20 protein-coding genes and 1 pseudogene are annotated in these 21,365 nt (G+C 69.2%); 13 read left to right on the forward strand and 8 right to left on the reverse strand.

The window, feature by feature from the left end; all coding sequences use genetic code 11:
• Nucleotides 1-33: 33 nt before the first annotated feature.
• Nucleotides 34-1,347 carry an amidase family protein gene (locus tag ACFSVL_RS43175; protein ID WP_378313420.1) on the forward strand — a complete coding sequence of 438 codons (1,314 nt, stop codon included), beginning with the start codon at nt 34-36 and terminating at the stop codon, nt 1,345-1,347.
• A 10-nt stretch (nt 1,348-1,357) separates the two neighbouring features.
• A pseudogene (locus tag ACFSVL_RS43180) lies at nt 1,358-1,429 on the forward strand (carbohydrate ABC transporter permease); the annotation flags it as partial.
• 137 nt (nt 1,430-1,566) lie between these two features.
• On the opposite strand, the gene ACFSVL_RS43185 reads toward ACFSVL_RS43180, so the two are convergent.
• Nucleotides 1,567-2,313 (reverse strand): GntR family transcriptional regulator, encoded by a 747-nt coding sequence (locus ACFSVL_RS43185; protein ID WP_378313421.1) that lies wholly within the window; start codon nt 2,311-2,313, stop codon nt 1,567-1,569.
• A 139-nt stretch (nt 2,314-2,452) separates the two neighbouring features.
• On the opposite strand from ACFSVL_RS43185, the gene ACFSVL_RS43190 reads away from it, so the two are divergent.
• The 4 genes from ACFSVL_RS43190 (at nt 2,453) to ACFSVL_RS43205 (ending at nt 6,193) form a co-directional block, all read left to right on the forward strand.
• Nucleotides 2,453-3,028 (forward strand): HD domain-containing protein, encoded by a 576-nt coding sequence (locus tag ACFSVL_RS43190; protein WP_378313423.1) that lies wholly within the window; start codon nt 2,453-2,455, stop codon nt 3,026-3,028.
• A complete protein-coding gene (locus tag ACFSVL_RS43195) occupies nt 3,025-4,158 on the forward strand; it encodes an Ldh family oxidoreductase (protein WP_378313424.1) in 1,134 nt (377 codons plus the stop codon). Before ACFSVL_RS43190 ends, ACFSVL_RS43195 begins: the two co-directional genes overlap by 4 nt.
• Nucleotides 4,115-5,452, forward strand: coding sequence for an MFS transporter (locus ACFSVL_RS43200; protein ID WP_378313426.1), 1,338 nt, complete (start codon nt 4,115-4,117; stop codon nt 5,450-5,452). Before ACFSVL_RS43195 ends, ACFSVL_RS43200 begins: the two co-directional genes overlap by 44 nt.
• A gap of 198 nt (nt 5,453-5,650) precedes the next feature.
• A complete protein-coding gene (locus ACFSVL_RS43205) occupies nt 5,651-6,193 on the forward strand; it encodes a DUF4231 domain-containing protein (RefSeq protein WP_378313428.1) in 543 nt (180 codons plus the stop codon).
• Here the strand turns inward: ACFSVL_RS43205 and ACFSVL_RS43210 are convergent.
• From ACFSVL_RS43210 to ACFSVL_RS43220, 3 genes are all read right to left on the reverse strand, one after another.
• Complete coding sequence (locus tag ACFSVL_RS43210) at nt 6,114-6,911, reverse strand: glycerophosphodiester phosphodiesterase family protein (protein WP_378313430.1); 798 nt, start codon at nt 6,909-6,911, stop codon at nt 6,114-6,116. The genes ACFSVL_RS43205 and ACFSVL_RS43210 overlap by 80 nt on opposite strands.
• 231 nt (nt 6,912-7,142) lie before the next feature.
• Complete coding sequence (locus tag ACFSVL_RS43215; RefSeq protein ID WP_378313432.1) at nt 7,143-8,471, reverse strand: MFS transporter; 1,329 nt, start codon at nt 8,469-8,471, stop codon at nt 7,143-7,145.
• A gap of 37 nt (nt 8,472-8,508) precedes the next feature.
• Nucleotides 8,509-9,573, reverse strand: a complete 1,065-nt coding sequence (locus ACFSVL_RS43220) for an MBL fold metallo-hydrolase (RefSeq protein ID WP_378313434.1) — start codon at nt 9,571-9,573, stop codon at nt 8,509-8,511.
• Nucleotides 9,574-9,676: 103 nt separating this feature from the next.
• Between ACFSVL_RS43220 and ACFSVL_RS43225 the strand changes: the two genes are divergently transcribed.
• Nucleotides 9,677-10,597, forward strand: coding sequence for a LysR family transcriptional regulator (locus tag ACFSVL_RS43225; protein WP_378313436.1), 921 nt, complete (start codon nt 9,677-9,679; stop codon nt 10,595-10,597).
• A gap of 219 nt (nt 10,598-10,816) precedes the next feature.
• Here the strand turns inward: ACFSVL_RS43225 and ACFSVL_RS43230 are convergent, their stop codons facing one another.
• Nucleotides 10,817-11,050, reverse strand: coding sequence for a hypothetical protein (locus ACFSVL_RS43230; protein WP_378313438.1), 234 nt, complete (start codon nt 11,048-11,050; stop codon nt 10,817-10,819).
• Between the two features lie 412 nt (nt 11,051-11,462).
• On the opposite strand from ACFSVL_RS43230, the gene ACFSVL_RS43235 reads away from it, so the two are divergent.
• Both ACFSVL_RS43235 and ACFSVL_RS43240 read left to right on the forward strand, forming a co-directional pair.
• A complete protein-coding gene (locus ACFSVL_RS43235) occupies nt 11,463-12,170 on the forward strand; it encodes a family 1 glycosylhydrolase (protein ID WP_378313440.1) in 708 nt (235 codons plus the stop codon).
• Nucleotides 12,171-12,245: 75 nt separating this feature from the next.
• A complete protein-coding gene (locus ACFSVL_RS43240; protein ID WP_378313582.1) occupies nt 12,246-12,986 on the forward strand; it encodes a PhzF family phenazine biosynthesis protein in 741 nt (246 codons plus the stop codon).
• Between the two features lie 299 nt (nt 12,987-13,285).
• Here ACFSVL_RS43240 and ACFSVL_RS43245 read toward each other — a convergent pair whose 3' ends face one another.
• Nucleotides 13,286-14,761 carry a sensor histidine kinase gene (locus ACFSVL_RS43245; RefSeq protein ID WP_378313442.1) on the reverse strand — a complete coding sequence of 492 codons (1,476 nt, stop codon included), beginning with the start codon at nt 14,759-14,761 and terminating at the stop codon, nt 13,286-13,288.
• Nucleotides 14,758-15,447 carry a winged helix-turn-helix domain-containing protein gene (locus tag ACFSVL_RS43250; protein WP_378313444.1) on the reverse strand — a complete coding sequence of 230 codons (690 nt, stop codon included), beginning with the start codon at nt 15,445-15,447 and terminating at the stop codon, nt 14,758-14,760. The genes ACFSVL_RS43245 and ACFSVL_RS43250 overlap by 4 nt, the downstream gene beginning before the upstream one ends.
• A 505-nt stretch (nt 15,448-15,952) precedes the next feature.
• Here ACFSVL_RS43250 and ACFSVL_RS43255 point away from each other — a divergent pair.
• A complete protein-coding gene (locus tag ACFSVL_RS43255; protein ID WP_378313445.1) occupies nt 15,953-17,638 on the forward strand; it encodes a hypothetical protein in 1,686 nt (561 codons plus the stop codon).
• 98 nt (nt 17,639-17,736) lie between these two features.
• On the opposite strand, the gene ACFSVL_RS43260 is transcribed toward ACFSVL_RS43255, so the two are convergent.
• A complete protein-coding gene (locus tag ACFSVL_RS43260; protein ID WP_378313447.1) occupies nt 17,737-18,222 on the reverse strand; it encodes a hypothetical protein in 486 nt (161 codons plus the stop codon).
• A 215-nt stretch (nt 18,223-18,437) separates the two neighbouring features.
• Between ACFSVL_RS43260 and ACFSVL_RS43265 the strand changes: the two genes are divergently transcribed.
• The 3 genes from ACFSVL_RS43265 to ACFSVL_RS43275 are packed head-to-tail and all read left to right on the forward strand — an operon-like array spanning nt 18,438 to nt 21,339.
• On the forward strand, nt 18,438-19,190 hold the full coding sequence (locus tag ACFSVL_RS43265) for an SDR family oxidoreductase (protein WP_378313449.1): 753 nt from the start codon (nt 18,438-18,440) through the stop codon (nt 19,188-19,190).
• Nucleotides 19,187-19,960, forward strand: a complete 774-nt coding sequence (locus tag ACFSVL_RS43270; protein WP_378313451.1) for an SDR family oxidoreductase — start codon at nt 19,187-19,189, stop codon at nt 19,958-19,960. The genes ACFSVL_RS43265 and ACFSVL_RS43270 overlap by 4 nt, the downstream gene beginning before the upstream one ends.
• 53 nt (nt 19,961-20,013) lie before the next feature.
• Nucleotides 20,014-21,339, forward strand: coding sequence for an MFS transporter (locus tag ACFSVL_RS43275; RefSeq protein WP_378313453.1), 1,326 nt, complete (start codon nt 20,014-20,016; stop codon nt 21,337-21,339).
• The last annotated feature ends 26 nt before the right edge of the window (nt 21,340-21,365 follow it).

Raw genomic sequence — 21,365 nt, forward strand, 5'->3', positions numbered from 1 at the left:
GGATAAGCCTCATTCGCCGCAAAGGAGCCCCGGATGCCGCTTACCTCGTCGGCCAGTGCCGACCTCACCGTCCTGGACGCGGTCGAACGACCAGAACCCGGAGAGTGGACGCAAACCTGTACCGCCGAAGAAATCGCGGCCCAGCTGCCGTTGGCGGGCGAGAAGCCGTACCCGCTCGCGGTGAAGGCGAACATCGCGGTGCGCGGACTGCGCCGATCCGCGGGATGCGCGCTGCTGGACATCGCACCAGAAGAGGCTGACGCCCCGGTTGTCGCGCTGCTGCGCCGTTCTGGCGCGGTCGTCGTGGGCATGGCGAACATGCACGAACTCGCCTTCGGGATCACTTCGCGCAACACCTCCTACGGCGCGGTGCGCCTGCCTGCCCAGCCGGGTCACTCGGCAGGGGGATCCTCGGGCGGCAGCGCCGCGGTCGTAGCGCGCGGCCACGCCGAGGTCGCGCTGGGCACGGACACCGGGGGCTCGATCTCGATCCCGGCCAGCCTGTGCGGGGTCGCGGGATTCCGCCCCAGCACCGGACGCTGGCCGACCGCGGGCATCGTCGGCCTGTCGTGGACACGGGACACGACCGGAATCTTCGCGCGCTCGGTGCGCCGCCTCGCCGAGATCGACCAGACCGTGGTCGGCGGAACCCCGGAGCCGGACCTCCCGCGCCCCCGGATCGGGGTGCCCGCCGAACTGCTCCGCGACCTGCACGCCACCACGCGAGCCGCGATCGAACCGGCTTTGGCCGCTCTCGCAGGCACCGTCGAGCTGGTGCCGGTGGACCTCGGGGACGTCTGGGAGCTGAGCCACGCGGCGGCGATGCCGATCGTCTGCTGGGAAGCCCGCCGGCTGCTCGGCGACGTCGCCGCCCGCGCCCTGGGCCTGAACGCGGAGCAAGCGTTTGCCCGGCTGGTCGCTGAGGTGCGCAGCCCGGACGTCCGGCAGATCCTGAAAGCCGAGGTGGCGTCCCCGGTGTCGCCCGACCAGTACGCGGTCGCCCAACGGCAAACCGACCAAGCGCGAGCGTGCTACGCAGAACTGCTGCATAAGCACGCACTCGACGCGCTCGCGTTTCCCGCCACCCCCGCACCGGCTCCGCCCGTCGACTGCGATGGGTCGGTGGAGCACCTGGGCAGCCGCGTGGACGCCTTCGAGCTGTACACCCGGAACACGACGCCAGGCGCGATGCTCGGGGCGCCGATGGTCACCTTTCCGCTGGCCACCCCTGGTCTTCCGGTCGGGCTGACTGTCCAAGGTGGACGGTTCGACGACCGGCGGACGTTGCGGCTTGCCGAACGCATGGCGGAAACGTTGTCGGGTACTGATGGCCAGACCGGCGGATAGGGGGCAGCCGAACTTCCTCCGCGACGTGCCGAACGAGTTGTTCGAATCGATGCGCGTCGACGGCGCCGGGCACTGGCGGATACGGCCTCAGCTCGCCGACTGTCCATAAAGGACGCCACTGCTGTCGAAATGCCTGATTGATGCCCGGGTTACCGTTTCTGCAGACGACAAGCTCGCTCCCGTCGCCAGCGCCGGATCCGGCCAATGCCGCTATAGGGGTCAGTCCGGCGGCACCGGGCCGAGACGCGCGGCAGGAGCCGGTTCGGCGAGGCGGCTCCAGTGTTTCTCGATCGCCGCGAGCGCCTTCGACATGAGCGACCGGGTGACCGCTTGCGCCAAGCCGCTGTCGCGTGCCTGGTAGGCGTCGACGAGGTAGCCGTAGTCCCGGCACGAGACTTCGAGCCGGCCGGGGAGGGACAGGCCGAAACTGCGGAGGCGGTAGGTCCGCAGGCCGAGAGAGTCCATCAGCGGCCCGACCCGGCGGTTGGGGCAGATCGCGGCCTCGACGCGGCGGAAGTCCACCGTGGCATAGAAATACGCCTGCACGTCGCCGCCGTCGCGAGCCTGCCGGAGCCGGGCGAGCGGCTCGCCGAGCAGGGCGATCTCGTCGTCGGGCGTCCGCTCGGCCACCGCGCCCGCGATCAGCGCGTAGAGCCCGGCCCGGATCTCGTAGAGATCGCGGACCTCGCCGAGGGAAAGTGTCGCCACTCGGGGGCGGCGCCGGGGCTCGATCTCCACCAGGCCTTCGCGCTGCAGCACCCCGAGCGCTTCCCGCACGGGCGTCCGGCTGGTGCCGAACCGCCTGCCGAGTTCCGCGGACGTCAGCTGGTATCCGCTCGGCAGTTCGCCCTCGATGATCTCCCTGGCCAGCGCGGCCGCCATGTCCCGGACCAGGTCGCCGTGCCCGTCGAGGCTGGGCGAAGCCGCCAGAGCTTCGGTGATCCCGGCCGGTTCCTGCGCGTGCATGACCGCACTGTATCCCGCTCCCGGGAAGTGCGGCACCAAGTGTCGAGCGGTCAATCTGTCGCCAGTTTGCTTGCCAACTCGGCCGGACGAGGCTTATGGTCGCCATCGCACGAGCAAAGTGGCGACAGATTGGCGCTTGATGTATCCCGAAGCCCGCACGGCGGACCTGGTCCGCGACGTGCTCCCCGAAGTCGACGAGATCTCCCGGAAGGACTTGCACGACAGCGTCCTGGAGGTCTGGGTCCGGGCCTGGCGGTCCAGCGCCTGGCAACGGCTTTCCGACGTCCCGAAGTCGGTCGACCTGCCGCGCCGCCGGACGCTGGCCGTGCACACCCGGGCGGTGGCCCGGATGTCCGCGCAGATGGCCGACACGGTCGCCGAACTGCACGAGGTGCCGGTGGACCGCGACGCGGTGCTGGCGATCGCGCTGCTGCACGACGTCTGCAAGATCCACGAATTCGAACCCGCCCCGGGAGGCGGGGGACAATGGTCCCAGGTCGGACGACGGTTCCAGCACGGTTTTCTTGGCGCGCACTGGATGCTCGAAGCCGGCCTGGACGACGATCTCGTCCACGCGGTCATCGCGCACACGCCGCACTCGTCGGTGGTCCCGCAGACCCAGGAGGCGGTGATCGTGCACTACGCGGACTTCGCCGACTCGGACGTGCAACTGCTCGACGCCGGGCAGCGGCTGTTCTGCAAGAGGCGCCCGTGAACGCGGCCTATGGCTTGGACGCGCTGGAGGGCTTCGCCCGCGACGTCCTGCTCGCCACCGGAATGCGCCCGGACGACGCCGGGCTCCTGGCCCGCTCGCTCGTCGAGGCGGACGCGACGGGCGTGGCCACGCACGGGCTGACCCGGCTGCCGGCCTACGCGGCCCAGCTCCGGGCCGGGCAGGTGAATCCCGTGCCACGGGAGGAAGTTCTCGCCGACGCTCCGTCCGCGGTCCTGGTCGACGCGGACGGTGGCTTCGGGGTTCCGGTCGGGGTGCGCACCGTCGACCGGCTGATGGCGAAAGCCCGCGAGACCGGGGTCGCTTTCGGCGGCGTGACGCGGGTGGCGCATTTCGGCGCGGCGGCGTTCTTCACCCGGCGCGCCGCTCGGGAGGGCTTCGTGGCCTTCGCGATGAGCAGCACGTCGCCGTCGGTGGTGCCGTTCGGCGGGCGCGGACCCCGGATCGGCAACAGCCCGATGTCGTTCGCCGCGCCCGGGGTGCGGGAACCGGAACTGGTCATGGACATGGCGCAGTCGGTCAGTTCGCGCGGGCGGATCAAGGTGTTCGAGGCCGAGAACCGGGAGCTGCCGCAGGGGTGGGCCGTGGACCGCGACGGGCTGCCGACGAGAGATCCGGCGGCCGCGCTGGCCGGCGGGGTGCTGCCGAGCGGCGGGCACAAAGGCGCGGCGTTGTCGCTGATGGTCGAAATGCTGGCGTCCGGGATGACCGGCGCCCGGCTCACTCGCGACATCCGGCACGCCGGGTTCACCTCGGCGGGTGCCCCGGACCTCGCCTCCGACGTCACCGTCGGCAATTCCTTCCTGGTTCTCGACGCGGCAGTGTTCGGCGACGCCGCCGCGGTCCGCCGCAGGGCGACCGAGATCGCGGAGCACGTGCGGCGCAGCGAGCCGGCCCGCGACGTCGACCAGGTCCTCGCCCCGGGCGATCCCGAGCGGGCGCGGTTCGCCGAGGCGGCCGCGGCCGGGGTCCCCTTGTCTTCCGCGACCGCCCATGGCCTTCGCGCTCTCGCGGATGAACTCGGACTCGCCTTCCCCCATCCCCTCAACGACGATCAGGGAGCCGACCATGGACACCGACGCAAGCAAGAAACCGGCCCCCTGCCCGAATGACGAGCTGCCCGCCGCCACCTCCGCGCGGGACCGCCGCCGGACGATCGTCGCGGCCTCGGCGGGCAATTTCGCGGAGTGGTACGACTGGGGCGTCTACGGCGTCGTCGCCACCATGATCGCCCAGCGGTTCTTCCCGGCGGGCGACAGCGCCTTGGCTCTCGTGGGCGCCTACGCGATCTTCGCGATCGCGTACCTGACCCGCCCGTTCGGAACTGTCCTCTTCGGACACATCGCGGACAGTTTCGGCCGGACGAAAGCCCTGTCGCTCACTATCGTCCTCACCTGCGGCGCGACCGCGCTGATCGGTTTCATTCCGACCTACGCGTCCATCGGCGTCGCCGCGCCGCTGCTTCTCCTGCTCTGCCGGTTGATCCAGTCGCTGGGCACCGGCGGGGAACACGCGACCGCCATCGCCTTCGTCTACGAACACGGACCCCGGGGCGGAAAAGCGAAGGCGGTCGGCATGCTGAGCGCACTGACCCTTGCCGGCCTGCTGTCCGGAACGCTGCTGGCGACCGGCCTGTCCGCCGTGCTGCCGCCGGACGCGTGGAGCACCTGGGGCTGGCGCATGCTGTTCTGGCTGTCGCTCCCGATGGGGCTGATCGGCCTCTACGTGCGCCGCAACACCCAGGACAGCGAGGAGTTCCGGCAACTGCAGCGGTCCCGGCAGCACAAGGCCACGCTGCGCACCTCGCCGGTCCTCGAAGCCCTCCGGACCTCGTGGCGCAAGATCCTCCTGTTCGTCGCCTTCCTCGGCACCTGGTCGATCGTCTCGGCGATCGTGACCTCATACCTGGCGACGTTCCTCAAGCAGAATCACGCGCTCTCGCAAGCTCAGGCTTACGCCGCCAACACGACATCCTCAGCGACGGCCGTGGTGTTCGTGCTGCTCTTCGCCCCGTTCGTCGACCGCCTCGGGCTGCGCCGGGCCACCGTCGTCGCCTGCCTCTTCGTAGCCGCCGCTGTCGTGCCGGGCTTCCTGCTGGCCGGCACGACTCCGGCGGGAGCGTTTCTCGGGGCTGTCCTGCTGGGCGCGGCCAAGGGCATCCTGGCCGTACCGTCGCTGCTCGCCGTGAGCCAGATCTTCCCGGCACGCTTCCGGGTCAGCGCCGGCGGCCTGTCGTACAACGTAGCCGCGTCCGGGCTGGGCGGCACCGCGCCGATCGTGGCGATCGCGCTCAACGAGACTTTCGGGTCGTCGCTGGCTTTCGCCTCCTACATCGTTCTCGCTGCTCTGGTCACCATCGTGATCATGCTGACGGCGGGGCGTCGGTGGACGGGGGAGTCCGCGTAGCAAGCAACTCGGGGAGGACCCGACTCGCCGATGTACCGCCGTCATCGAGGCCGAGTTGGATGCGCAGTGCTGGCGTATCCATCGGCTGCGGCTTGCGTTCCCGGCTGCCCGGCGGTCGCTCCGGATGCGTCCCGTTCAGTAGCATGCGAGCGATATTCGCGGCTTCGGCCGGACAGGTTGCCTGGGGGACGCATGGCCATGAAGTTCCACCCGCCTTTCCCGCACACTTTGCCGGATCCCCGTTCCTTGGGGTATGCGGCGGCGGTCGAGACTTACGCGTTGCGCCTGCGCAGCTTCTACCACGCGCGCGCGATGTGGCACCGGCGGTTCTTCCGGCTCAGCGGGATCACGGTGATCGTGGTCGGCGCGGCACTGCCGCTGCTGGTCACACTGGACTACGCGGGCCGGAACCTGATCGTTTCGGCCGCGGGCGTGCTCGTCGCCGGGGTGACCGCGCTGCGTGCGTTCTACCGGTGGGACCAGTCTTGGATCCTGCTGCGCAACACCGAGCGCGCGATCACCGCGGCCTGGTGGGAGTGGCACGGCCGGATGGACGCGGCCGGTTCCGGCGAGGACGGGCCGGGTCCTGGGCAGCAGGAAATCACGCGGGGGTTCGCGCGGGACCTTTTCGCCATCCGCAAGCGCGAAGCGGACCGGTTCTTCACCGACTTGGCGTTCCCGGCCCACGACATGCACGGCGGCGGCGAGGCTCCGGCCGGCACACCCGAGCCTCCGGGGTGAACCCGGAAAAGAAGCAGCCGTCGGCGAGCCGGGCGGCCCGTTCGGCCTCCGCCGGGGAATGCGCGGTGTAGGCGAGCACCGGGCGCTGCGGCCCGCGCCAGAAAGAGACGAACGGGTCCGGCAGTGCGGACAGTTCGTAGGTGAGGAAATCCGGGCGCACGACAGCGTTCGTGAGCATCGTCCGGCCCAGCACGGTTTTCAGCGGCCCGGCCGACGGCAGCGTTCCGGACGCTTGACCGGCCGCCCGGTCCGGCAGCAGCCGCCGGAGGCGCGCGACCGCGAACGGGTCGAAAGACTGCACGACCGCCGCGCCGGAGTATCCGCGCAGCCGGTCCGCGACCGCTCGTTCGAGCGCCGACGAACGGTCGAAACCCCAGCGGCGGACGTCGACCACCATCGGGACCTTGCCGTCCACCGCATCGAGCACGTCGTCGAGCCGCGGGATCGGCTCTCCCGACTCGCCGATCCGCAGCTGCCGCAGCCGAGCCCAGTCCAGCTCGCACACGAGCCCCGCGCCGCTGGTCGTCCTAGCGACGTCCGCGTCGTGCACCACGACCGGCACGCCGTCGCGGCTGAGCTGGACGTCGAACTCGAAGGGCACCTCCTCGGACACCGCGTGCGCGAAGGCGGCAAGGGAGTTCTCCGGCCGTGCGCCGCCCTCGTCGTGCAGGCCACGATGGGCGATGGGCGCCGAGGTGAGCCAGTCGGGTGCGGTCACAGTCGTTCCTCCGGTCGCGGAACGCAACCCTATCGCCCGCTGCGGTCCGAGATTGCCGCGCCGGGACAGTCGAGGTCCTCGACCAGCGGAGCCGGCCGGCGCAAGCGTTTGGCCGTTGCCCCCGCGGTGACCGGGACATCCGCGCCGACACCGCGACCGTCCTGCTCGCCGCCGATTCGCTCAGCCGATGATGCCGAGCTTCGCGCGGAGATGTCCGAACGGATCGGAACTTCAGATCGACGACAAGGGCTCGGCGGGAACTCGCGCGGTTTCCAGCCCGAGGCGGCGGCGATCCCGCTGCTGGTTCGCGAACAGCGCGCACAGTACGCCCATTCCCAGGCTCAGCGCGCCGGCCAGGATGAACGCGCTCGGGTAGCCGCGGGCGGCGGAGGTCGTGCTCCCGATCAGCACGCCGGACACTGCTGGTGCGAAGAGCCCGGCGCTGGTCTGCGCTGCGTTCGCCAGGGAAAGGTTCGCGCCGCGGCGGGCGGCTGTCGTCAACTCCGTGACGATCAGGAGGCTCAGCGGGAACAGCGCGGGAGCGGTGCCGAAGCCGATGGTCAGCAATGCCACCGCGGCCGTTGGCGAGTGCACCCACACGGCCGCCAGCACCGCGCTCCCGGAGACGATGGCACCTCCGCCCAGCAGCCACGCCCGGGATCGACGCGTGGGCACGCCGCGTCCGTGCAGTCGTTGGGACAGCGCGTTCAGGCCGATCATGGCGGCAGTGCCCCAGACGGACGGCAAGGCGATCAGCACGCCGGCTTCCTGGCCGGAAAAGCCCAGTACGGTCTGGAAATACGCTGGTCCCCACGACATCGCGAGGGTGAAGGTCCAGTACCCGAAGAAGGACGTCCCCAACGCCAGCAGCCAGGTCGGGTTCAAGATCGTGCGCGAGTACGGGACGGTGCCGCGCTCGGCGGGCTGACCCGCGGATTCCATGCCGTCGTACGGACCTTCCTTGCCGAAGAAGACCCAGTACGCCGCCCAGGCCATGCCGGCCGCGGCGAGGATCGCGAACGCCGCCCGCCAGCCGTAGGCCGTGGTGAGCCAGGCCAGCACCGGCGAGAACGCGACGATCCCGAGCGTGACGCCCGCGGAGGCGACCGCTCCGGGGGTCGCGCGTTTTTTCTCCGGAAACCACTTGTAGATCCCGTGCAGCATCACCGGCGCGAGCGGTCCTTCGCCGAGACCGAGCAGGAGGCGGCCCGCCCACAGCGCGGGTGCGGTCGCGAACAGCAGCACCGGCAGCTGCGCCGCCGACCAGAGCAGGCACAGGACGAGCAGGGCCCATTTCGCGGACACGCGGTTCACGACCGGCGCGCCGAACACCTGGGCCAGGACGAACGTGCCGAACATCGCGCTGCCGAGAAGGCCGAATTCGGCCGGGCTCAGGCGGAGCTCCCGCATGATCGGCACCGCCGCGATGCCGAGCACGGCTTTGTCCGCCCAGTTGAGCATCATGAGCAGCAGCAGCGAAAAGGTGACGAGCCAGGCGTAGCGGCGCCGCCGGCAGGCGCCCCACGACGCCGGTCCGGTCCGGGGTTCGGTTCGGGCCATCTCGATCCACTCCTTCGTGGCGGAGAAGCACTGCGGGCTAGTCCAGGCCGAGCGTCATGAGGTCTTCGCCGACGACGAGGGTTCCGGAGAACCCGGCCTGGGCCCTTCGCCATTTCCCGGCGGGGGCGTTGGCGGGCACGAGATGGGTGAGCACGAGCGTGCCGACGCCGGCTTTTTCCGCCTGCGGCCCCACTTCTTCGACGGAGGTGTGCGCGGCGAGCATGTGCTGCATGAGGTTCGGGTCGGGCGTCTCCGATCCGGGGCCGATGAGCTGTTCCACCCAGTCCAGGTCGATGCATTCGTGCACGAGCAGGTCGGCGCCGCGGGCGATGGTCACGAGGTTGTCGCACACGCCGGTGTCGCCGGAGAGCACGACCGAGCCGCCGGCGGTGTCGAACCGGAACGCGAAAGCCGGGAAGACCGGCCGGTGGTCGACCAGGATCGCGGTGACGCGGACGTTTTCGTCGCGGTAGACCTCGAACGGGGACATCTCCGGCGCCGGATCGCCGTTCGGGTCGTCGCCCGTGCCCTCGGGCAGCGGAATGTCGCGGATCTCGAAGATCTCCCGGAGATCCGGTTTCGCGTTGTCCCGCATGCGGTCGTTGATGTCGAGCGCGTACGCCTCGAGCAACCGCCCGGTCGACTCGACCAGTCCGGGGGTGGGGGATTCGGGGTGGAACACCTCCGGCGGACGCTCCCGCCGTTCGGGCGCGAACACCGGCGGGAGAGTCCCGCGGTCGCCGGGGCCGAACACCTGGATCGGCCGGCGCAACCCGTCCGCGCCGTTGTGCCAGGCCAGCAGAAGCAGGTTCGGGTAGTCGACGAGATGGTCGGAATGGTGGTGGGTGACGAACACGCCGCGCAGGCCGTCGAGCCCTCTTTGGAACCCGGCGGGGCCCAGGCCTGCCGCGCGGAACCGGCGGCCCCAGCCTTCGCCGCAGTCCACCAGGTAGTGCTCGTCGCCGACCGAGACGACGGTGGAGATGCCGGCTCGGTCGGAGCCGTCCCACCACGGCGGTCCGCCTGCCGTCCCGAGCAGGGTGACGCGGGTGCGGTGGCGGGCGGCGGCGCGCGCCTCGCCCGGGCGATGGACCGTGACCATGCGAGATCTCCTAGGAATCGCGGGCTGGCTCACCGCCAGCGTCGCCCTCGCCCAGCGAGATGACAAATATCAAAAGTGCGCGCAAGCCATACAATATTCGACTATGCACCTGCGGAAGATCGAGTACTTCGTAGCGGTGGCGGAGGAGGGCTCGATCTCTCTCGCCGCGCAGCGGCTGCACATGACGCAGCCCCCGCTGAGCCAGGCGATCCTGGCGCTGGAAAGGGAATTCGGTGCCCCGCTGCTGCGCAGGCACGCGCGCGGCAGCGAACTCACCCCGGCGGGACGGCTGTTGCTGGAGCAGGGCCGCCGTCTGCTGCGCTGGTCGGAACGGCTCGGCGAGGACGTCCGGCGGCTCGGCAGCGGCGAGGCCGGGCGCCTGCGGATCGCCTCGGTCCCGACGTTCGCGTGGTCGAACCTGGCCCCTCTGCTCGTCGCGCTGGCCGAGGACGCTCCCGGGCTCACTGTCGAACTCAGCGACCCCGATCCCGGCACCGTGCTCCATCGCGTCCGGGAAGGCGAGGCCGACCTGGGTTTCGTCGCCACCTCCAGCACAGCGGGCCTGGCCGCCGCGCATCCCGAACTCCGCGTCCGGATGGTGAAGGAGATGCCCCTCGTGCTGGCCGCCCGCGCCGGCTCGGCGGACGGGGCCTCGCTCGCGGACCTGGTGGAGCAAACCTGGATCGTTCCCGTCGCCGTGCCGGGATTCCCCGGTCTGCTGGAGGTCGCCGAAGAACTGGCGCGCCGCGCCGGGCACGCGCCCCTCCGGATCCAGAGCGTGACGACGCTGCAGACCGCCCTGCCGTTGATCGCTGCCGGGCTGGGCGTCGGCCTGGTCCCGGCCGATTTCGTCAGCGCCGCGGCCGGGGGGATCGCCGTCCAGGACGTGGGCGTGCCGATCCCGCCGATCTACGGGACGTCGGTGCAGTCGGCGGATCTCGAACCCGCGCCCGCGCTGAAGACGTTCCTCCGGACAGTTTCGCGGCACTTCGGCATCGAAGAGCATCCGGATGCCCAGACTTAGCGGCCCGTCGAACGCGCGCGCCTCGGCTCCGCACTGGGGAGTCGTTCAGGAGCTGCAGGCGACAAGCGCGCCGTTCCAGCCTGCTGATGCGCAGGTTCCTGCCCGGCGTGGTGTCGGAAGGAGAAGCTGGGCTCTTCTCGCCGGTGTTTGTGCCGGGCGCGGCGACCCGGCGCTCCTGCGCTGGACTGAGAGCTGCGGGCACAGAGCTAGACCTGCCGACTACGGTTTGGGAAGCCATACTGCGACTTCGGCAAGGGCGTCGAGCACGTCGTCGTTTACGTGGCCTCCGATGGTCTCCGTTTCAGCGATGACGGCGAGTGGAGTGATGTCGCCGCTGCCCAGAACCGCTTCGAGGTTTTCGAAGGCGTCTGCGTCGGTGCGGTTCGCGAAACTGGTCCACGTCACGGAGATGACTGCGGAATTCCCCGCGGGATCGCCGACGGCCAGAAGCATCCGGTCGAGTGCGGGAATCCGCGATCCGCGCGTGCGAGTCCTTTGTGGACGACGACGCGGCGGTCGCGGACTTCGCCGACCTGATGCTGCCGATCGTGAGCTTCTGACGGTGCTACCGCTAGGAAACTCCCGCGCGCTCAAGATTCCCCGGGGTACGGCCTGCCTCCACGACCTGGCCAATCCGGCAGGACTTTCAAGCGCGAACTGGCCGCGCGAGCGCCTCGTGTGCTGACTGATGTTCAGTCGGTGGCGAGTGCGGCGACCAGCATGTCGAGTAGCCCGACGTGGCCACGCCCCACAAGAACGGGGCGGCTTGCCCGGCGTGCGCGGGCACGGCGCCGAACGCCGCGATCAGCGACAGCAGCATGGCGAACGGGAGCAGGAGGCGCCGCGGGCATGGGACGCTCCCGGCATGTTCGGCCGGCTGGTCACCGCGCACCGCGGCGCGTACGACCTGATCCACCGGCTCGACCCGGGCGCGCCGGTGTCGAGCAACGCCGCGTACATCCCTGGCGTGCAAGGGATTCTCGACACGCAGTTCGTGGATCAGGTCAAGGACAAGCTCGACTTCGCCGGCCTGGACTACTACTACGGCGCGAGCCTGGACAACCTCTCCGCGGTGCACGCGGCGAGCGGCGAGTTCTGGAAGGTTACGCCCCAGCCGGACGGCATCTACTACGCGCTTCGCTACTACGCGCACAAATTCCCGGACCTGCCGCTGTATGTGGTGGAGAACGGAATGCCGACCGACAACGGAGCGGCCCGGCCGGACGGCTACACCCGCGCGCAGCATGTGCGTGATCACATCTATTGGGTGCAGCGCGCGAAAGCGGATGGAATGAAGGTGATCGGCTACAACTACTGGAGCATCACCGACAACTACGAGTGGGGCAGCTACCAGCCGCGGTTCGGACTGTACACAGTGGACGCACGGACCGATCCTTCGCTCACCCGCCGCCCGACCGACGCGGTGGCCGCATACCGCGACCTGATCCGCGACGGCGGAGTACCAGCAGGCTATCTGCCGGTCGCGCACCCGGCGACGTGTTCGCTGGTGGACGGGTTGAACAGCTGCCTGTTCCCGGCGCGCTATCCCGGGCCCGTCGCACCGCTGAACTGAGCGGGTGCGGGCAGCCGCCTGGAACCTGACCCCGAGGCACCCACGCGGCTGGCGCTACGGCGGGCTCCGTTGCCGGTGCTGCCCGAAGCGCTACCACCATCCGGTCGCCGGCGACGTCGGGCCGGTGACGTACGAGTCCGCATTTTCACCCCGACCTGCGAGCTGCCGTTCGCCGGGCACCCGACCTTGGGAACCGCGATTGCACTGGCCCAATCGACCGACCGAACCTCTCTCACCATGGAGACGATGGTCGGCGAAATCGAGTTCACATTCCGCCGCGAAGGCGGCGAAGTGGTGTCAGCCAGCATGCGGCAACCTGTACCGGAGTGGGAGCCGTACGAGCATGCGGGCGTCCTGGCCGATGGTCTGGGAGCGTCGCCTGCGGAACCGGTCGTGTTCGGATATCGCAATGGGCCGCGGCACGTCTTGTTCCCGGTACGGGAGGTCGAAACCCTCTCCGGTCTCAAGCCCGACCTTCGGGTGCTCGCGACGCTGCCGGACATGAGCGCCTTCTGTTTCGCCGGCCAAGGCAGGCAGTGGCGGGCCCGGATGTTCTCCCCGGCCTACGGAGTGACCGAGGACGCGGCTACCGGCTCGGCCGCTGGATCACTCGCGGTGCATCCGGCCAGAACCGGGAAGATCGGTTATGGGGAACGGATCGAGATCCGTCAGGGGGTCGAGATGGGACGACCGTCGACGATGTTGGCGACGGCGTGGGGCTCTGCCGACTGTCCCGAGCGGGTGGAGGTGAGCGGAACCGCGACAGCCGTCGCGCGTGGCGAGTTCTTGATCGAGGGCGACGGGTCTGCAGAGTGATTCCAGGGAATCCCGCACCGGCATGCGCGCAAGTGCGAATATGACCGAAATCCAAGCGTGCGGCGGGTTCGATTCAGTGTTCACAAGTAGCGTCAGCTTGCCACCGTTGTGTGATTTAGACATAGAATTCGACCCCTGCTTGCCGTGGATCGGCGGTGAAGTGCACCGGCATACCGTCTAGGGAGTGACCGGACTGCCCTGGACGCCTCGCGCGGGGAGAGAACGAGATCTGGAAGGTTCCGGCAAGTCCGCATCCGGTCACAGCGTTCCGGCGCACGTCCTGATGCGGTCTTCGACGGCTAATCGTCCTGGGACGGCACGCCCCGTCGGTCCGTTGCACGCCGCGGGAGTGTCACAGTGAAGACGGCACCGCCGTCGTTGTGCGCGGTGAGGTCGCCGCCGTGGATCAGGGCGTTCTCCCGGGCGATGGACAGTCCCAGCCCGCTGCCTTCGGTCTGCTGTCGTGCATGATCACCCCGGACGAAACGGTCGAACAGGATCGGAAGCAGATCCTTGGGGACTCCCGGACCGGAATCGGAAACCGTGATCGTCACGTTGTCGGGAGTGCCGTCGATCGACACGGCGATCGGGGCTTGGCCGTGTCGCACGGCGTTGACCAGCAGGTTGGACACGATGGTGTGGACGCGGCGCGGGTCGGCGACCACAGTCGTCCCGCCGGTGGTCGTGACCCGGACCTCCGTGTCCGGCCCGCTGGCCTCGCTCGCATCCTCGACCAGCTCGGGCAGGTCGAGGAGTTCGAGACGGAAGTCGGCGGAGCCCGCGTCGAAGCGGGAAATCTCCATCAGGTCCTCGACGAGTCTCGCTAGTCGTCGGACTTGCGTTGCGAGCAACCGCGCCGCCCGGGTCCGGGTCTCGGGGTTGGCGTTGTCGAGGGCACCGGCGCTGGCGACCAGCGAGGCGACCGGGGTCCGCAGGTCGTGGGCGACGTCGGCGACGAACCGTTGTTGCTGACGGTCCTTGGCGAGAAGTTCCGCGACCGACTCGCTGACGCGCTGCGCCATGGTATTGAAGGACGCAGCGAGATCGGCGAGTTCGTCGCGGCCCTTGACGGGCACGTGCACGTCGAAGCTACCCTCGCCCAGTTCGCGGGCGGCGGAGGCGACCCGGCGGACTGGGCGTTGGACGTACCGGGCAGCGAGCAGTGCGGCGACGATCCCGAGCGCCGCCACGCCAAGTGCGATGTACACCAGTGTCTGTGGCTGGCTGGTCAGGTTCTGTTCGAGCGGCGTGAGGTCGAAAAACTGCACTACCCAGTAGCCGGCGACGTTCCCGCTGACCACGAGTAACGTCCGGCCGGTCGGCGGGTCGACCGTGGTCGCGGTTCGCACGTCGGCAGGGTTGTTCGTGCGCACCAGGACCTGGTCCGCGACCGAATCCACGACTGTCGTCCGGTCGGAAACGCGCAGCGGAATCGGTTGCGAGGGCCGCCAGAGGTTGTGCGAGCCGTAGTCCACCAGCTGGGCTGATCCGTCGGGCGTCTTGGCGATGAGCGTCCAATCTGTCGTCCGGTCTGACATCACGCGAGCGAAGTCGGACAACGTGGCCTGGTGGCCTGCCGCCGCCTGCTCGAGCACACGCCGGGTCTGCTCGAACAGGGCGCCGAACGACGACTGTGCCGCGAAGGTGAATCCGTTGCGTACGTCGTCCTCTTGCAGTCTGGTCGCCGCGAAGACCATCACCGCAGTCGCTGCCGTCGTCGCCAGCGCGACCGCAGCCGTCGCTCTCGCCCAGAGCCCGAAGACAGGCCGCCTCACTGGTCCACAAGCCGGTAGCCGAGCCCGCGCACCGTCCGCAGCACCACCGGATTCGCCGGGTCGTCCTCGATCTTCGCCCGCAGCCGCGCGACCGCCGCGTCGACGATCCGCGAGTCGCCGACGTATCCGTAGTCCCACACCCGCTTCAGCAGCACCTGCCTGCTCAGTACCTGGTTCGGATGCTCGGCGAACTCGACGAGCAGGCGGATCTCGGTGGCGGTGAGCGCCAGTTCGGCTCCGTCACGGGCCACGCTCATCGCCCCGGCGTCGATCTCCAGGTTCCCCGCCCGTAGCAGGCCCGCCGACGGCCCGGAAACGGTGACGGCGCGGCGGCCAACGGCCTTGATCCGCGCGTCGATCACCCGGGGTTCGGCGGGTTTGACCACGTAGTCGTCGGCTCCGCATTCCAGTCCGGCCACGATGTCGATCGGGTCGCCACGAGAGGTCAGCAGGAGCAGCGGGAGCCTGCTCCCGGCGCGGATTCGACGGCAGACCTCGAAGCCGTCCATCCCGGGCAGCATGACGTCGAGTAGCACGAAGTCGAACCCAAGCCGGTCGGCGAACAGGGTTTCCAGCGCTCGTTCCCCGGTCGGTGCCACGACGACGTCGTGCCCGAGCGCGTCCAGCGCCAGCGTGAGCGCTTCGGCCAACGCCCGGTCGTCCTCGACGAGCAGGAGCCGCGGCATAGGACCTCCAAAGATCAAGTTCGAACCCGATCCTAGGGCGGTGGGGCGTGGGCGCGGTGAATTCGTGCGCAACTGTGGCGGTGGCGTGCGGTTTCGTTACAAGAAGACAGGCGTTCTCGGGTTCGAGGCTCGGACAGTCCGGGGTGCTGACCTCGTTTCCGTTGTCGGCGACGACAACACTTGTCTGTCCGAACCGGACATCACCACGACCTTGCCGGGCCGCTGTCCGCGAAGACCTTCCTGGCGTGCAGCACCGCGCGAGCGGCTCGATGACAGAACCGTGCGGAGCGGTCGAGAGTCCGTCACGGTAGGCGCATGATCCGTTCGTAGTTTGGGCTCCAAGAGATTCCTCAGAGGGCTAGTCAGTGAATTGCCCAGGCAATGGAACTAACTTCGAAATACGCAAGGGCCTATTCGTTCTATGAATACTAGCGTACCTGTTGTACGTGCTGTCGATACCGCTCGCGGTTCTCAGGCGACGAGAACCCGCTGGAATCTGACAGTCATGGCGGCCGCGGCGTTACTCGTCGCGGTTCTGGGATACTTGACGCGTTGGATCTGCGACGACGCGTTGATCTACACTCGCGCAGTCGAGCAGATCCTCGCGGGAAACGGACCGGTCTACAATATCGGCGAGCGGGCGGAGACGTCGACCAGTGCACTCTGGCAATGGCTGCTCGCATTGGCCGGATTCGTCTTCAGGCAGCCGGATACCTCGATGATCTCGTGGGTGCTCGGACTTGTGTTCACCGCGGCTGGGGTTGGCCTCGCGGTCGACGCCACGTCCCGGCTTCACAACTGGCGCAACACCACGGTGCTACTGCCTTGCGGCGTCCTCGTGCTGCTGGGATTGCGGCCTGTCTGGGAGTACGCCACCTCCGGCCTGGAGACCGGGCTCAACACCTTCTGGATGGCGGCCAGCTGGTGGCTTCTCGTGCGCCTGCGAGAGCGGAGCTCGACGAAAGCGACCCTGTTCACGGCCTTCACGATCGGCCTCGGTCCGCTGGTACGGCCGGACCAGGCACTCGTCGCCGCAGTGTTCCTCGCCGCGTTGTGGTTGGCAGTCCGGCCCGGCTGGCACTTGACACTGGGTGCCGCCGGTGCGGCGGGCACGCTGCCGGTGGCCTATGAAATCTTTCGGATGGGCTTCTACGGCATCATCGTTCCGATGCCCGCGCTCGCGAAGAACGCGGGCGAGTCGATGTGGACGCGCGGGTTCGCCTACGTCGCGGATTTCGCCGGCCCCTACTTGTTGTGGCTGCCGCTGGCTGTGCTCATGGTCGTGTTCGCCAGGCTGCTGCATTGCTTGAAAAGCAGGCGTACTGATCTGACGTTGGCACTCGCCCCGGTAGCGGCGGGTGCGCTGCACCTGGCGTACGTGGTGAAGGTCGGCGGAGACTACATGCACGCGCGCATGGCGTTGCCGGCCCTGTTCCTCGTCCTGCTGCCTATTCTCGTGGTCCCCCGTTCTAGGACCGCGGGTGCAATCGCGGTGGTCGTGATGGTCTGGGCGTCCCTCTGCGCGGGCTTGTGGCGGTATCCGGCGGTGGACGGCTCCGTGCGCGGCATCGACGACGAGCGTGCGTACTACGTCGCGTGGACTGGCAGTTCGCATCCCACGGATTCCGCGACCTATGTTCGGAAGCTCCAGGGACTGAAGGACGTCGTGACAGCCGAGGCTGGTTCGGGGCATCGGTCGCTGATTTACCATGGGTTGGGTCCGGCCAACGACATCATCACCACGTCCATACGTACGGGTATTACGGAGAGGGGCATGGTCGTCGGCGTCTACCTCGGTACAGCCGGAATGCTCGCGCCCATCGACGTCGGGATAGCTGACTTCTGGGGCCTGGCCAACCCGATCGGTTCCCGGTTCGAATTCCCGACGGCGAAACCGGGACATTCGAAACCCCTCGGCAACGCCTGGCTGCTCGCCGACTACGCTGATCCGGCGACACCGCCGCACCCCTCTGGAAACTTCGCCGTATCCGGCACCGTCACCTCGGAACAGGTGATCGCGGCGCGACACGCACTCAGCTGCGGGGACCTCGCCGAAATCCAGCGATCCGTACGAGAACCGTTGACGTTCAAGCGCTTCTGGGACAACCTGACCGGTGCCTGGCACCGGACCCGGGTCACCATCCCGCCGGACCCTTTCGAAGCCGAGCGAAAATTCTGCGGGCGACCGTGAACCAGGAAACCCCACGTGGTCTCGGCCAACGAGTCCTCCGCGACACCTCGGTGTCAGTGAGGCGCACAGCGGCCGATCTGTCTGCGCGGCACGAGACCTCAACAGAACCGCAGCGTCGCCCCTGCTGGTCCGGTGCCCAGCCACGGTCGCATCATCGTCAACGGCCAGTGATCCGGATGCGGCACGGGATAGATCAGGAGGACATCCGCGGAACTGTTGGCGGCCAGCAGCAGTGGGTCGCCGGTGCGTATTTCGCACCGCGACCGCAAACCGGCTGGCGCCTTCACCCGTGGCCCGCCGATTACGGCGAACGCGCCCTCCGGATCTCGGTGGACGAGTACTGCGGTGTCGTCGCGCGACGTGACGGACAGCCTGGTGCCCGCGGTCCAGCCAAGCGTCTGCAGCAGCCTCCGCTCTGCGATCCGCCCGGACCGGTCGATCCGGGCGATCGTGTAACTCCATGCGGCTTCAGGGAGCCGGCGGCGGAGTGCGGGCAATGCCGGCGACGGCGAAGGGGCGTTCCCGGAGCCGATCGGGCGCGCGGTCGCAGGCGGGATCAGCGGCGTGAGTCGCGGCTCAGGCATCCGACCACCCGCCAGCCTCGCCGGGCTTCCCGGCCGGGTCTGTCAGGCCGCACTTGACGGACCTGGGCGAACGCGCAGGGTTGCGGCAATGGTCACCGACTGTGGTGTGACGGTCGTTGTAGCGGCTTGAGGTTGCGTGGGGATGCATCACCGATATTCTGCGGTAAGCGGCCGCTTAGCGGAGGCTGTCCAGCGTCGGACAAGGAGACGGTGTGGTGGAGTCGTTCAAGGATCGCGTTGCCCTGGTCACCGGGGCCAGCCGGGGGATCGGGCTGGCTATCGCGAAGGGGCTCGTCGAGCGCGGGGCCAAGGTGTGCATCACGGCGCGCAAGCCGGAGCCGCTCGCTGAGGCCGTCGAGCAGCTCGGCGGGCCGGACGTCGCGATCGCGGTGCCCGGCAAGGCCGACGACGCCGCGCATCAGCAGGAGGCGGTCGCCGCCGCGGTCGAGAAGTTCGGCAGTCTCGACATGCTGGTCAACAACACCGGCATCAACCCGGTTTACGGGCCCACGCTGGAGGTCGACCCGGCCGCGGCGAGCAAGATCTTCGCGGTGAACGTGGTCGCGCCGCTGTCGTGGATCCGCGCCGCGCGGGACGTGTGGATGGGCGAGCACGGCGGGGCGGTGGTCAACGTCGCCTCGATCGCGGGCATCCGCACCTCGCCGGGCATCGGCATGTACGGCGTCAGCAAGGCCGCGCTGATCCGGCTCACCCAGGAGCTCGGCGCGGAACTCGGCCCGAAGATCCGGGTGAACGCGGTGGCTCCGGCGGTGGTCAAGACGCAGTTCGCGACCGCGCTGTACGAGGGCCGCGAGGAAGAAGTCGCGGCGGCGTATCCGATGAAGCGGCTTGGTGTGCCGGAGGACATCGCGGGCGCGGTGGCGTTCCTGCTGTCCGGTGAGGCGGGCTGGATGACCGGGCAGACGGTCGTTCTCGACGGCGGCGTGACGCTCGGCGGCGGTCTGTGAGCGCCGGAGTCGTCATCACCGGTGGCGGCGGCGGGATCGGGGCGGCGCTGGCGCGTCGGTTCGCCGCGGACGGGGCGCGCATTGTCGTCGCGGACCTCGACGGTGATCGTGCCGCCGAAGTCGCGGCGGAGGTCGGCGGGACGGCGTTCGCGGGTGATGTGGCGAGCGAAGCCGGCGTGGCCGACCTGATCACTGCGGCCCGCGAAACGCTGGGCGAGATCGATGTTTTCTGTGCGAACGCCGGGGTCGCGCCGTTCGGCGACGCCCACGCGGACGAGGACGCGTGGGCGCTGGCTTGGGACGTGAACGTGATGGCGCACGTCCGCGCGGCCCGGTTGCTGCTGCCCGCGTGGCTGGAGCGCGGCGAGGGCCGGTTCGTCGCGACGGTGTCCGCGGCCGGTGTGCTCACCAGCCTTGGCTCGGCCCCGTATTCGGTGACCAAGCACGGCGCGCTGGCGTTCGCGGAATGGCTGTCGGCCACCTACCGGCACCGCGGGATCACCGTGCAGGCGATCTGCCCGCAGGGCGTGCGCACCGCGATGCTGGAGGAGACCGGCGAGCGCGGCAAACTGCTGATGGGCGCGACCGCGATCGACCCGCCGCAGGTGGCCGACGCGCTGTTCGCCGCGATGGCCGAGAACCGCTTCCTGGTGCTGCCGCACGCCGAGGTCGCGGACTTCTATGCCTTGCGCGCCACCGAAACCGACCGCTGGCTCGGCGGGATGAACAAGCTGCAGCGGAAGATGGAGGAGCTGCCCGGCGACGCGTGACCCGATAGTCTCCCGTGGCGGCACCGGGCCGCAGGGGAGAACAGGGAGCCGGAATGACCGCACCCGCGCGTGCCGACACCTCGCGCATCGCCACCGCCAGTTTCATCGGCACCGCGATCGAGTTCTACGATTTCTACATTTACGGGACCGCGGCGGCGCTGGTGTTCGGGAAGGTCTTCTTCCCGAATTTCTCGTCCGCCGCCGGGGTGCTGGCGTCGCTCGGCACCTTCGCGGTGGGCTTCGTCGCGCGCCCGGTCGGCGCGGTCCTTTTCGGACACTGGGGCGACCGGATCGGCCGCAAGTCGATGCTGGTCACGTCGCTGCTGGTGATGGGACTGTCCACAGTGGCCGTCGGGCTGGTGCCGGAGTACGGCACGCTCGGCATCTGGTCGCCAATCCTGCTGGTGGTGCTGCGGTTCGTGCAGGGCATCGGCCTCGGCGGCGAATGGGGCGGCGCGGTGCTGATGTCCACGGAGTACGCGCCGCCGGGCAAACGCGGGCTGTACTCGGCGTTCCCGCAGCTCGGCCCTGCGATCGGATTCGTGCTGGGCAACCTGCTGTTCCTGGTGCTCGACGCGGTGCTGCCGCCGGAGGCGTTCCTGTCCTGGGGCTGGCGGCTGCCGTTCCTGTTCTCCACGGTGCTGCTGGCGGTCGGCTTCTACGTCCGGATCAAGATCGCCGAAACACCGGTTTTCCAAGCCGCGCTAGACAAAGCCGAGCAGGCGAAAGTGCCGCTGTTCGAACTCCTGCGGAAGCAACCGCGGGTCCTGGTGCTGGCGACGCTCTCCTTCGTGCTCTCGCACGCGCTTTTCTACACTGTCACCACGTTCTGCCTTTCGATGGCGACGACCACGCTCGGCATCCCGCGCACGACCGTCCTGATCGGACTGCTCATCGCGGCCGCGGTGATGGGCGTGGCGACACTGGTGTTCGCGATGAAATCCGACCGGTGGGGACGGCGGCGGCTGAGCGCGGCAGCCGGGGTTTCCGTTGTGGTGTGGGCGTTTCCGCTGTTCGCGTTGCTGCAGACGGGAAATCCGGTGCTGCTGACGCTCGGGTTCGTCGGCGGGCTGGCGTGTTTCGCGATGCTGTACGGGCCGATGGGCGCGTACCTGCCGGAGCTGTTCCGGGTGCGGTACCGGTATTCCGGGGCGTCGATCGCGTACAGCGTCGCCGGGGTGCTCGGCGGCGGGATCGTGCCGCTGATCTCGACCGACCTCTGGGCGTCGACCGGTTCGACGGTGCCGGTCGCGCTGGTGCTGGTCGGCCTCGGGGTGCTCAGTTTCCTGTGCGTCCTCGGCCTGCCGGAGACAAAGGACCACGACTTCGCCGACGGGCTGGCCGAGGAGTCCGGGCGCACCCACCCGGGCGGGGGATAAAGCCGCCCGGGCGCACCGTTTCCGGT

It is taken from the genome of Amycolatopsis silviterrae, assembly GCF_042684085.1.
GTDB classification, from domain to species: Bacteria; Actinomycetota; Actinomycetes; order Mycobacteriales; family Pseudonocardiaceae; genus Amycolatopsis; species Amycolatopsis silviterrae.